Annotated in this window: 10 protein-coding genes; 1 reads left to right on the forward strand and 9 read right to left on the reverse strand. The window is 46.7% G+C overall.

Translation table 11 applies throughout. The features are described from left to right. Window positions 1-5: 5 nt before the first annotated feature. From CZ379_RS22050 to CZ379_RS22060, 3 genes are all read right to left on the reverse strand, one after another. Window positions 6-842 (reverse strand): carbohydrate ABC transporter permease, encoded by an 837-nt coding sequence (locus CZ379_RS22050; protein ID WP_110933586.1) that lies wholly within the window; start codon window positions 840-842, stop codon window positions 6-8. 2 nt (window positions 843-844) lie between these two features. Then, window positions 845-1738 carry a carbohydrate ABC transporter permease gene (locus tag CZ379_RS22055; protein WP_110933587.1) on the reverse strand — a complete coding sequence of 298 codons (894 nt, stop codon included), beginning with the start codon at window positions 1736-1738 and terminating at the stop codon, window positions 845-847. Between the two features lie 87 nt (window positions 1739-1825). After that, the gene (locus tag CZ379_RS22060; RefSeq protein ID WP_110933588.1) at window positions 1826-3187 is read right to left on the reverse strand and encodes an ABC transporter substrate-binding protein; all 1362 of its coding nucleotides are present in this window, start codon (window positions 3185-3187) and stop codon (window positions 1826-1828) included. A gap of 535 nt (window positions 3188-3722) precedes the next feature. Here CZ379_RS22060 and CZ379_RS22065 point away from each other — a divergent pair. After that, window positions 3723-4745, forward strand: a complete 1023-nt coding sequence (locus CZ379_RS22065) for a LacI family DNA-binding transcriptional regulator (RefSeq protein ID WP_110934504.1) — start codon at window positions 3723-3725, stop codon at window positions 4743-4745. A 115-nt stretch (window positions 4746-4860) separates the two neighbouring features. Here the strand turns inward: CZ379_RS22065 and aroF are convergent, their stop codons facing one another. The 6 genes from aroF to CZ379_RS22095 all read right to left on the reverse strand — a co-directional run bounded on the left by aroF (window position 4861) and on the right by CZ379_RS22095 (window position 12440). Continuing rightward, window positions 4861-5898 (reverse strand): 3-deoxy-7-phosphoheptulonate synthase, encoded by a 1038-nt coding sequence (aroF, locus tag CZ379_RS22070; RefSeq protein WP_110933589.1) that lies wholly within the window; start codon window positions 5896-5898, stop codon window positions 4861-4863. Between the two features lie 228 nt (window positions 5899-6126). Continuing rightward, window positions 6127-7887, reverse strand: coding sequence for a DUF5605 domain-containing protein (locus CZ379_RS22075; protein WP_110933590.1), 1761 nt, complete (start codon window positions 7885-7887; stop codon window positions 6127-6129). Between the two features lie 18 nt (window positions 7888-7905). Continuing rightward, complete coding sequence (locus tag CZ379_RS22080) at window positions 7906-8736, reverse strand: carbohydrate ABC transporter permease (RefSeq protein ID WP_110933591.1); 831 nt, start codon at window positions 8734-8736, stop codon at window positions 7906-7908. Between the two features lie 27 nt (window positions 8737-8763). Next, complete coding sequence (locus tag CZ379_RS22085) at window positions 8764-9639, reverse strand: carbohydrate ABC transporter permease (protein WP_110933592.1); 876 nt, start codon at window positions 9637-9639, stop codon at window positions 8764-8766. Window positions 9640-9723: 84 nt separating this feature from the next. Continuing rightward, on the reverse strand, window positions 9724-11016 hold the full coding sequence (locus CZ379_RS22090) for an ABC transporter substrate-binding protein (protein ID WP_110933593.1): 1293 nt from the start codon (window positions 11014-11016) through the stop codon (window positions 9724-9726). 227 nt (window positions 11017-11243) lie between these two features. After that, window positions 11244-12440 (reverse strand): response regulator, encoded by a 1197-nt coding sequence (locus CZ379_RS22095; protein WP_110933594.1) that lies wholly within the window; start codon window positions 12438-12440, stop codon window positions 11244-11246. Window position 12441: the final 1 nt, after the last annotated feature.

Genomic DNA, 12441 nt, shown 5'->3' on the forward strand with positions numbered 1-12441 from the left:
CCAAGTTACGATTTGACGGCACCTGCGAGAGCTCCGTCGACAAGATATTTCTGGATAAACGTATAAAGTATAATCAGCGGAGCTGCCACGATCGTAATTCCGCAGGCCAGTAGCGGCCAATTATTGCCGTATTGTCCTTGGAACTCTTTCAATCCGAAGGTAATCGGGTAGTTCGCCTTGCTCGGCAAATACATAATCGGGCCTACAAAGTCATTCCAGATGCCAATCGCTGTCAAAATAACACCAGTAGCAATAACCGGCTTCATAAGCGGAGTCACCATTTGGAACAGATAACGGACATAGCCAGAACCATCCATTCCTGCGGCTTCATCCAGCTCACGGCTAATCGACTTGATATAACCGACGAACAACATGAATACGACGCCGGTTCCCGTTGTTTTTAGAGCGATATACCCCAGCTTCGTATCGTATCCGAAGATACCAAGAGATTCCTTGAAGCCAAGCATCAGCTTGTACTGCGCAACCATCGGGTTAGGAAGAAATTGCGACAACAGGAAGAACATATAGATGAATCCGCTCCACTTTACATATTTCCGCGCAACCGGGAACGCACCCATCACCGATACGATAATTGTCAATACTGTAGCGACGACGGTATAAATAAGACTGTTAATGAAGTAGTTGGCGAAATTCCCTTCCGTCCAAGCTGTAATATAGTTGCTCCATTGAATTTCTTTGACGAAACCAATTGGATTGATCAAATACTCAGGGTACGACTTCAATGAAACGTTAAGCACCAGAATTAGCGGCACTACATACAAAACGATTAATACAGCGACAACAGCGTAGGATAGAATAGTAAATGATTTGGAATTTTTCATAATTAATATTCCACCTCTCTCTTACGCGTTTGCCGAACAGCCACGACTACAAAGACTAGAATGATCAGGAACTGAATGACCGAAAGCGCAGAAGGAAGTCCCATTTCAAGGCTGCCGCGGAAAGTCTCCTTATAGACGTCATAGGCCATCGTTCTCGTATTAAAGCGACCATCCGTAGTTGCCAGAATAATATCGAAGGTCGACATTGCGCCGATGATCGATAACAGCATATTTACAGTAAAGGATGGAGCGATAAGCGGGAACGTAATATGGCGGAAGGACTGCCATTTGCTAGTTCCGTCAATATAGCCAGCTTCATACAAATCCTTGGGAACGGATTGCAGGCCAGCCAGAAAGATCAACATGGAGTAACCCATGTACATCCAAATTTGCACGAAAATAATATAGCCAAAAGCATGAGTAAAGCTGGCGAAGAACATATCCTTATAGCCAAAGAGCCAATCATACAGCATGTTAACCGGCCCGCTCATCGGGTCGAACATCATGCCCCAGATTAGGGCAACTACAGCGACACCGAGTACCACCGGCAGGAAGAATACAGCGCGATAGAAATAATCGCCTTTCAGCCGCTGATTCAGCAGAACCGCTACGAACAGGCCAACCCCGTTCTGAACAATCGTTACTACAAACATGAAAATAAGTGTATTCGTAATGGAGCGCCAGCGTTCTCCCGAGTTTCCGGAGTAAAATAAATCGTAGTAATTTTCAAGCCCGACAAACTTCATCGTACTGCCGGGAATATTTTTCACATCCGTAAAAGAATAAATAACCGTCATAACAGAAGGGCCAAAATAAAAAATCAAGTATAACGCCATTGGTATTAATAGAAGTAAAAGGGGTAGGTAGCGAGCCATGCCTTTTCCAAATGGATACATCTTTCTCACCTCGCGGATCCGAATCAATAAATGATCGGGGCCTGAACAATCAGACCCCGAGACAGTACAGTATGGTTATAACTCAACTTATTTAGGAGCCGCAGCTTCCCATTCTTTCTGTTGTACGTCAGCTAGTTCTTTCGCTGTTTTGTATACGCCGCCTGGAGCGAGATATTCCGTATGAACGCCTTCTGCTGCAAGATGCTCACCTACGTTTTCGCGGTTGATCATCGTAATTTCATAAGCAAGCTCGAAATCGCCAAGATAAGGTGTCAATTCGTTGTCGATGAATTCGCTATCTGTGGAAACTCCGTCCATTGTAGGAATGAAACCAGCAGCTTTAACGAATGTTGTGTAGTTCTCAGGCTCGGAGAAGAATTCCAGCCATTTCAGAGCGCCCTCTTTGTTCGGGCCTTTCTCAGCAGCATACCAAGTCACATCATATTTACCTACGAAGGATGCGTTTTTCTCTGCATCTTCGGTAGCAGGTACTGGGAAGTAACCGAATTTAAGGTCTGGATTCGCTGTGGCAATCGTTGGAGCATCCCAGGAACCGTCAGCCAGCATAGCTACTTTGCCCGTTGCAAAAATGGATGGAGCAGAAGCATAGTCAATTCCCATGAAGCCTTCGATCATATAGTTATCTTGCAGAGTCTTCATTTTCTCAAGAACTTCAACGGCCTCGGCATCGTTGAACGCCGTCTCGCCTTTCCATACGCCCTCGATCCATTTTTGCTGATCGCCGCCGCCTAGAATTTTCGCTTGAAGCGCGAACACAGGCAATTTCAACGGCCATACGTCTTTACCGGCTACGCCGATTGGCGTAATGCCTTTGGACTTCAATGTTTCGTTCAGCTCAATGAACTCGCTCCACGTCTTCGGTACCTCTAGGTTGTGCTCTTCAAAAATTTCTTTATTGTAGAACAATCCCGACATTGCTACTTTGCCAGTAGGAATGGCATATACTTTGCCATTATATGTACCGGCTTTTTCAATGTCATTCGCGTTCCAATTGCTGATGAAAGCTTGATCAGACAGATCAGCGATCAGGCCGGAGTTGATCCATTGCTCCCAGTCAGGAACTTTTGCTCCTGGTGTCCAATCCTGCGGAGACAATCTCATGCCGGACAAGTCGGCAAGAATATCGACATCGTTCGCTGTCAGTCTCGCTCTTTGCGCTTGCTTATATTCATCATCCGGACCTGTCGTCGTATACTCGATTTTATATTCCGGATACTTCTCTTCAAACTTCGCATTGATCTCTTCCATCGCTTTGTTAATGTTTTCTTGTTTCCAATGTAAAATCTTAATCACTTGCTTTTTCCCGGAAGAACTTTTAGCGCCTTCGGCGTCGTTTCCAGAAGCTGCATTGTTACCACCGCCGCCGCAAGCTGCCAGGCTAAGCGTTAATGCGCCTGCAAGAACGATGGCAGAAATTTTCTTGACCATGATATTTCCCCCTATTTGTAATCAATGATTTTCGAAACTCTTCAGCGGCCTAACCTTACTTAGAAACGCCTGAAACCGCGAAAATAGCCTTAAATGCTACGTTTCGTATTTTCGTAGTTCGAACGTTCTAATGCGATTTTACCGAAAGCGGTTTCGTCAAAATCATTATTACATCATTTTTTTTGTTTGTAAAGTCCTATTTTAAATTTTTCGTTTTTCTCGCCGCCTCCTGAAACAGCTATCCAAATAATCAATTAAAGCTATATGTTCCAATGCTTCTAATATGTCCTTCTGACTTTTACTGCATTGACCGAGCATAAAAAAAGAGGTAAGATATTTTACGAAAGTGTTTTCGTGATTTTACGAAATAGATGCTAAAGCGCTTTTACCGAAAATGTATTTTCGTAAAATATAGCATGCAACTGAACCGAAAATTTCAATGATCGCGCAAATGCTGCTTCTTGTCCCAGTGACTTGTGACTTACAGTCCATATGTTTGATTTGCTTTAATCAAGAAGGGGGTTATGTCTTGACCATCAACATCAGAACGATTGCGGAAATGGCCGGAGTTTCAGTTTCGACCGTATCCAAAATCATTAACAACTACAGCGATATTTCAGAAGAGACAAAAAATAAAGTACTTGAAATTATGAAACAAACCGGGTATGTCCCATCCAACTCTGCCAAAACATTAGCGACCAAAAAGTCGAATCTTATCGGTGTCATTTTTGCCGGAAAACTAAATATTGACTTTACCCATCCTTTTTTCGTCGAGGTGCTCAACTCCTTTAAAAAACAAGTCGGCTTTCTCGGCTATGATCTTTTATTCTTTTCCAATGAAAAGTTCTATGCCGTCGATGGCGAGTATCTTGCCAGATGTAAGCACTTCCAAGTGGATGGCTGCATCATTGTAACCGGTCAGCAGGTTGAGCCCTCTATCCGCGAGCTGGATATGAGCGACATCCCCTGTATTGGAGTGGATATCGAGCTTAAAGGCAAGAACTCCGGTTTTATTATGTCCGATAATTACAAAATGTCATACAAAGTCGTAGAGCATTTTTATTTGCAAGGCTTTCGGGAGCTTGGGTACATTGGAAGCACACAGGAATCGGAAATTTCCAATATGAGGGAAGCGGGCTATAAGAATGCGATAGACAGCTTTGGCCTGCCTTTGAATGAGGACTGGTTCGTGAATGGGGAGAACTTCTTTGAGACGAGCGGATATGAAGCGATGAACCGGATGATTGGATCGGGCTCATTACCCCGTGCGATCTTTGCAGCTTCTGACTTGATTGCGATCGGGGCCATGCGTGCATTGAAGGAGCATAAGCTGCGAGTGCCACAGGATGTGGCGATTATCGGCTGCGACGATATCGAGGCCTGTAAATACACCAGTCCGGCGCTTACTACAATCAGGCAGAATAAAGATAAAATCGGCAGGCTCGCCGGCTTGATGCTGTATGATCTCATGAACAGCCAGTCTGAAACGAGCAATGTCGTCGTAGAGCCGGAACTGGTTATCCGTGAGTCCTGTGGCAGTAGACCAGACAACTTTTAATGCATCGATCCGGAAGATTATTAATTTTCAATTGCTTCATAAGCAACTCTGCACAAAACAATACACCCCTCTGGCCTTCTTAGAAGAATGGCCAGAGGGGTGTGTCATTTTACACTTAAATAACTGCTTTCGGCGTATCAAAGCGTTTGCCAAGCAATGGAGCCAATTGTTCCAAATCGCGAAGCAATGCAGCGAACTGATCAGGGAACAATGACTGCACGCCGTCGCCTGTCATCGAATTGTCTGGATCGGTATGCATTTCAATAATCAAGCCGTCTGCACCGGCTGCCACGGATGCCTTTGTCATCGGCTCTACAAGCTCGCGGCGTCCCGTGCCATGACTCGGGTCAGAGATAACCGGCAGGTGGCTTAAGCTTTGCAGCACGGGAATAGCGGATAGATCCAGCGTGTTTCTCGTATAGGTTTCGAAAGTACGAATGCCGCGTTCGCACAGCATGACATTCGGATTTCCACCTGCAAGAATGTACTCCGCCGCGTTGAGGAACTCGTCGTATGTTGCACTGAAACCACGCTTCAGAAGTACAGGTCTGCCGCATGTTCCTAGCTTACGCAGCAAATCGAAGTTTTGCATGTTGCGCGTACCGACCTGCAAAATATCCGCGTACTCTGCGCATACATCGACATACTCTGGCGTCATTACCTCGGTAATCGTAAGCAGACCATGCTTCTTCCCGGCTTCAGCCATCATAACCAGGCCTTCCACCCCTACGCCCTGGAAGCTGTAAGGGCCCGTACGCGGCTTAAATGCTCCGCCCCGCAGCACCTGGCCGCCTGCCGCCTTCACCAAGCGGGCGATTTCATCGATCTGTTCTGCCGATTCCACAGCGCAAGGACCGCCCATAATGACAAGCTCTCCGCCGCCAATCTTCACATCGCCGATCTCTATGACCGTATTCTCCGGATGGAAATCACGGCTGGCCAGCTTATAGGATTTGGAAATTTTAATCACATTCTCCACGCCCTTCATCTGACGCAGATGCTCGGCAAGCTTCGGCTCAATCGATCCGATCAACCCGATCACCGTGCGGTCACTTCCGCGTGATACATGAGTTTGCAGACCTTCCTTCTCAATAACGGCAATAATTTCATTAATACGCTCTTCTGGCGTTTGATTAGAAGTAATTACGATCACGATCCATCATCCTTTCATCATTGCGGGCCCTGGGCCAAAAATATATATTTCCTTATCACCTAAAAAATCAAAGTCCATTTGTCGCTTAAACGCTTGTTCGCTTTCAAGCTTTTATCCACTAAAGTAACTATAACTGAATCTAGTTGCCGCGTCAAGCATAACATACGCCCAACCATAAAAGCTGCAAACCTCTAAAAAAAGGTTTGCAGCTAGAAGTACTACTTGGCTCTATTCCACTCTAGTCAGGCGAACGGCCATATACAATCTGCCTGGCAGCTCCACGCGGAATGTGCCTTCATGGATGCCGATGCTTTCATCGATTGTCATATTCCAAGTATCGATGATGTCGACCTTGTACTTGATCCCCGGCTTCATTTGAAATATTCTGAATTTCGGCTGATTAAACCCGAAATAATATACATAATATTCATCCTGAATGCCCGCACAAGGAAGATCCCAGTCGGAACGCAGCGGTTCCCAGCGCTGTCCGGGCGCTTCCTCTACGAGCCTGCGCAGAAACCCGATTCGACTCGGGCTGTCCCCGACCAGCTTGCCTCCCTTGGACCACCATAATACTTCCTCATCATTCAAGTAGGTCTCCCCATGGCCGACATACCCGCCGCGAATCGTTCCTTCCCAGAAGCGCCGTACCATTTCCTCGCCGGAAATGTTGCCCCAGCCTTGATCGATATCACCTTCATAGGCGCATTCGTCGATGACGATCGGCTTGTCCCAGCGTTCCCGCCACTCTAGCGCAGCTTCGGAGGTTTTGTAGACATCGATTCTTTGCAAACTGCAATGGGTCAGCCACGGTTTGCTATGATCATAGAACGCCAACCAATTATGATTGGACAACAAATGGCCATAAGGATCATTTTCCGTAATAATTTGAGCATAACGCTCCCAATCCTCGCTAGTTTTAGCCCACATCAGATCAAACTCATTCGCTAGCGACCACCAGACATGACGGAAAGCGGACAAACGGGCCACAATATAGCGTAAATACAGGTCATCCGCTTCCTTGTTCATTTCTGAGAAGCCCCATCGGTCATACGGATGGAACAAAATAAGATCCGCTTCGATGCCAAGCCGTCCCAAATCGGCGATTCGCTGCTCCAGATGTTCGAAGAAGGCCGGATTAAATACGCTATAATTCCATCCTTTTTCTACAGACCCTTCAAATGGATATAGCTTGGGCTCGTTGCGATTGTAGAGGTACGACTTAGGAAACACACACATCCGCATTTTATTAAACGGCGAGCTCGCCAGCGACTCCAGCGTTTGCTGCTCCACTTCCTCGTCTTGATGCGTCCAGACATAAGAGGTTGTGCCAAATGGCAAATAAGCTGTACCGTCCTCATAGGCGAAATGATACTTGTCGCGAACCCGAACCGGGCCATGATTTCCCGCTTCCGGAGGAGTACAAACAAATGAACCATCAAGGCCATCCAGCGCCTTCGATGTACTCTCTGTCCGGTAGCTCCAGCGTCCCTCCAGATCGGGCATCATGCGGATTTTATAAATCCCATTCCCATTATAAAATCCTAATACTTGTACGGTGCGGCCTTCTTTTTCATGAATAAATATTGCCTTCAGTTCGACATCTGTAAAAGGATTTCCTTGAGAGGGCCCTTGAAGCTCTATCTCAAATACATCCCATTTAGAAGCATGTCCAGGCGAGCTTATTCGTCCTGTTCCGGTTATATCCTGATCAAACTGTACTTCAGCACGCGGCTCCTTAACAGCATTGTCCTCAGAAACCGATGATACGTTAGCAGGCAACTGGGCCAGTTCTTGGAGAAATGACTCACGCTCCTCGTCCGTGAAGCCCAACTCCTGTCGAATATCGAGAAATTGCTCCAAGGTCATTATTTTGTAAGAAAAAGCAAGATGCTTCTCCTCTTCTAGAAACGGAAAATACTTGAATAAAATCTCACCTGCTGCTTCATTCGTCCAAATATGCCCAATTCTTGCCTTCTCATTAAACATATTGCGTCCTCCCTCTCTTTAGCCTTTAACAGCTCCGGCCATCCCCGATACGAAGTATTTCTGGAAAAATAAATAAACAGCCAAAATCGGTACGATCGATATGAGTACACCTGCACTCAGCAGCGTATAGTTCGTGGAATGCTGCCCCTGGAAGGTCAGCAGGCCCGCAGTAACCGGCTGCATCGAATCCTTCGTAATAAAAATTTGCGCCAGCAAAAACTCATTCCAAGTCGATAGAAAATCAAGAATGATTAATGTTGCAATAGCTGGCATGGCTATTGGCAATATAATGCGGAAAAACTTCCCCAGCTCCGCGCAGCCGTCAATATAAGCTGCTTCATCCAGCTCCTTCGGTATGGAGCGGAGAAAGCCTCGCAGCACCATAATGCCAAATGGAATACCAAAACCGATATAGACGATAAAGATGCCAGGATACGTATTTTCAAGCCCAAAGTAATTCAGCATCATATTGAGCGGAACGAGCGTAGCCTGGAACGGAATCATCATTCCGACCAAGAACACCATAAAAAGCGCATTTGCCCATTTGAATCCCATCCGGGTCAGCGCATAGGCTGCAAGCGCCTCGATCAGAATACCAATCGGAACCTTCACCACGGAAATAAACAAACTGTTGCGAATATAAAGCTTCATTTTATCCCATGCCTCGGCAAAGTTGCTCCACTGGAACACTTCCGGCAGCCGATATACCGGATTTCTCATCAAATCCGCATTGGATTTCAAGGCAGTCATGACAATAAACGCAATGGGGATCAAAAAGAGCAGGCATAGAACGATAAGTAATATATAGGTAGCCGCTTTAGAAGCCGCGGATTGTTGTATTTCTTCCATAGGGATCCACCCTCTTTCGCGTTAAAATCACAGATGCGATTTTTTGTTTGTATAGAAGACGTAAGGGATAATAACAGCCATTGCGACCAAGACAAGAATCCATGATATAGCCGACCCTACGCCAATGTTGTTGAATTTAAAGGTCTGATAGTACATCCATGAGGATAGCACCTGTGTACTCTGTGCCGGGCCGCCGGCAGTCATGCCGTAAATTATGTCGTATACCTTCATCGCATTAACCATCGTCGTCGCAAACACAATGACGAACGTTTCGCTGAGCAGCGGGATCGTGATGAAGCGAAAGGATTGCAGCGGCTTGGCGCCATCGATAATGGCCGCCTCATAACAGTCTTTCGGAATGCTTTGCAGACCGGCAAGGAACAGAACCATCGGCAGGCCAACGCCCTGCCAGACTGCGGCAACAAACACTGCGTACAAAGCGGTTTTAGGATCCGAAAGCCATGTATGAGCCAAGTTGCCAAGGCCGATCGCCTCCAGCACCGTATTAAAGAACCCTCTCGTCGGGTGATACAGCCAGGTCCACATTAGGGCGACGATAATGCCCGATAATACATAAGGAAAATAAAACACGCCGCGAAATAGCGATCTGCCCTTGATTTTGCGGTTAAGCAGCAATGCAAACATCAATCCCAGGCTGATAATAATGGTTAGAGAACCGACTAACCAGAGCACGTTGTTTTTCAAAGCCGTCTGAAATACAGTATCCTCTGTGAACAGATAAATGTAATTTTGCAGGCCAACAAACTGCTTATTCGGTGATATTCCATTCCAACGAAAAAAGCTAAGCTGCAGCGTGTATAAAGACGGCGCGACGATAACAATAAGATAAATCAGCAGCGCTGGCAGCAGGAATGTCCATGGCTTCCAAGCTTTAAGTTTCATACCTTGCCTCCTTCGTACAGCCTTTAGCTTAAGAGAACAGCCACAGGGCTGTTCTTCTCAAGCTATGCTGAACTTGTGCCTGTTCTAGTTGCTATTGCTCTTATGCGACTCGGCAGCCTTCTGTATTTCCTTTGCGGCTTGCTCTGGCGTCCACTCATTCAGAACGACAGCATCTTGCGCTTCGAACAGCTTCTGCACGACCGTCTGCGGCAGCGCCTGATCCGTAATAAGGAAATTGCCGTCCTTGATCATTTCCGCCATCTCAGATGTATGCGGAGATTGCTCCGAAGTGTTGAACTGCTTCAAAGCGGGAGAACCATACTGATCGATGTATTCATTGACAACTTCCTCGCCGGTGATATATTCCGCCAATTTAATAGCTGCTTCCTGCACCTGCGGCTCCGAGCTGCCGTTAATCTGGAACATTTCCGCAAAGCTCGACATCCGAACAGGCTGATGATCCGTAGGGAATTTAAAGATGCCAAAGTTCTTGGGCTCAGCTCCCGCCTCGGCGATGTTCAGATCTACCCATGCTCCCTCTATTGCAAACCCCTGCTGAGCATGATACATCGGTGTTTCTGCTTCTAACGGATCAAGGGTAATAAAGCCTTTTTCAAAGTAGCCTTTGTCCGACCAATCCTTCAGCTTCTGAAATGCTTGGACGACCGCCGGATCATCCCATGAAGCCTCGAGCGTATTCAACTGATCATGGAGCTCGGGCCCGCCATAGTGTTCAATCAGCTGCTCTACCCAGCGCATCAGCATCCAGCCGCCCTTGCCTCCTACTGCGAAAGGTGTAGTGCCTTGATCCTTCATCTGCTGCAGCTGCTCCTCAAATTCCGCAAATGTAGCTGGCGGATTCAAGTTCAGCTTGGCGTACAGCTCCTTAGGATAAAAAACCGAGAGCGAAGCAAGGTGGAATGGCACGCCATACACTTTATCGTTATACTTCACCAGATCCAGCGCAGCCGGGTTGTAAATATCACTCCAGCCATGATCCGCTGCAATTTGAGTCAAATCCATCGCTAAATCATTCTCCGGATAAAAGGAACCGAGAGAACCGCCCCAAGTAAACCACATGTCAGGCAAGGTTTTGGAGGAAGCTGCTACCTTTAACGACTCCTTTAATGGATCTGTACCATAGTAGGTCGGTTCAACTTTGATATCCGGGTTTTTGCTTTCAAATTCTTTAATGATCGGCTCCAAATAGGAAGTTTGATCATTCAGCACCCATAACGTTACACTCGTCTTAGAGCCGTCACCGTTGCCAGCGCCATCCTTCCCAGATGCCGCATTGCCCGAACCGCCGCAGGCTGACAGCATCATGACGATTACCATCACAGCCGCTAACATTGCTGATAAACGTTTTTTACTCATTGAATAACCCCCCGCTGATGTTGTTTGTCAGTAAATAAGCATTTGATAGGCACTGTATAATTAAGCCCTGTCTCATTGCTTGCTTCTAAGTCTACTATTCAAAAATTGAACTGGGTATGAGGGGAGCATGTCATTTTATACGCTATCATATCGTCTTTCGGCAGACTTAAAACAGTCCAGTTCTTCACCAAATAGACGATTGATGCTCTTTCCTACATTTCTATGCGCTAACGGTTGCGATACTCCAGTGGAGTCAGCCCTACCCGCTCCTTGAATAGCTTGCTGAAATAGTGCGGATTGGTATAGCTCAGTATTTCGCTAATCTCATACACCTTTTTATTCGTCTCCCGGAGCAGCTTTTGGGCATAAATCATTTTGTTCCGAATCACATATTCGCTAAAACTTTCGCCTACTTCCTTCAAAAAAATCCGGCTTAAATAGCTTGAGCTAATCGGAATGGATTCCGCCACCTTCACCAAGGTAATATCCTCTAGCAGATGATTGTCTACATATTCCTTGGCTAGTCTGACATGCAGGCTGTCGCTTTGCTGATTGACGGGAAACTTCAACTGGGCCTCCAAATAAGCTTCCGGGATTTGCCGCAGCTCCCTATAAATCGAACTGCAAGAATAAATGATCGAGGCGTTCAGTAGTTCAAATACTTTGCTTCGCAGTCGGTCAAGATACTGCTCCCTGCCCTGATGATCCTCATGTCCTTCCTTGGACTTGGCGGGTGCAAGCCATAAAATTTCGCGGTGATTCCGATGAAAGACAAGGCCTCCCCAATCCCGGCCTACGTACTCATCGATTAAATAACGGATCGACATGAATTTTAAATGATCTTTAGCATTGAGGGCAGCCATATGATCGGCAGCGTCATCCCGAAGCCGAATCGCAGTCATCCATAGTCCTTGATCAAACTGTCCCTCCGTGAGCTCCGGCAGCAGCATTTTCTGGGGATAAGTATAGGCATCGAGTAAAGAAACCAACCAATCATTCCTTTGCTCCTCCGACCATTTTCTCGCGGGAGTTTTGGCGTTACTCTGCTCCAAATGCTTAATCGCCTTCTGAATGACTGCCGCTACTTCCTCTTCGTCCATGGTTGGCTTGTGAAGATAATCCAGCGCTCCCAGACGTATCGCCTCCTTCACGTAAGGAAAATCATCATAGCTGCTCAAATAAATCACCTGAATGGATCCGCCGTGCTTCTCACGGATATATCTGCCCAGTTCCAGCCCGTCCACTCCCGGCATGCGAATATCGGTCAAAACGATATGAAGCTCCTCGTCTTCAAGCACCTTCATCGCCTCCTCGCCGTTGGAGGCTTCGGCTTTCCAGCATACGCCCAGCGCTTCCCAATCGACCATATACCTAAGGCCCATCCTTACAATGGCCTCGTCCTCTACCACCAGAAGATTCCACATG

This window comes from Paenibacillus bouchesdurhonensis (assembly GCF_900155685.1).
Classification (GTDB): domain Bacteria; phylum Bacillota; class Bacilli; order Paenibacillales; family Paenibacillaceae; genus Fontibacillus; species Fontibacillus bouchesdurhonensis.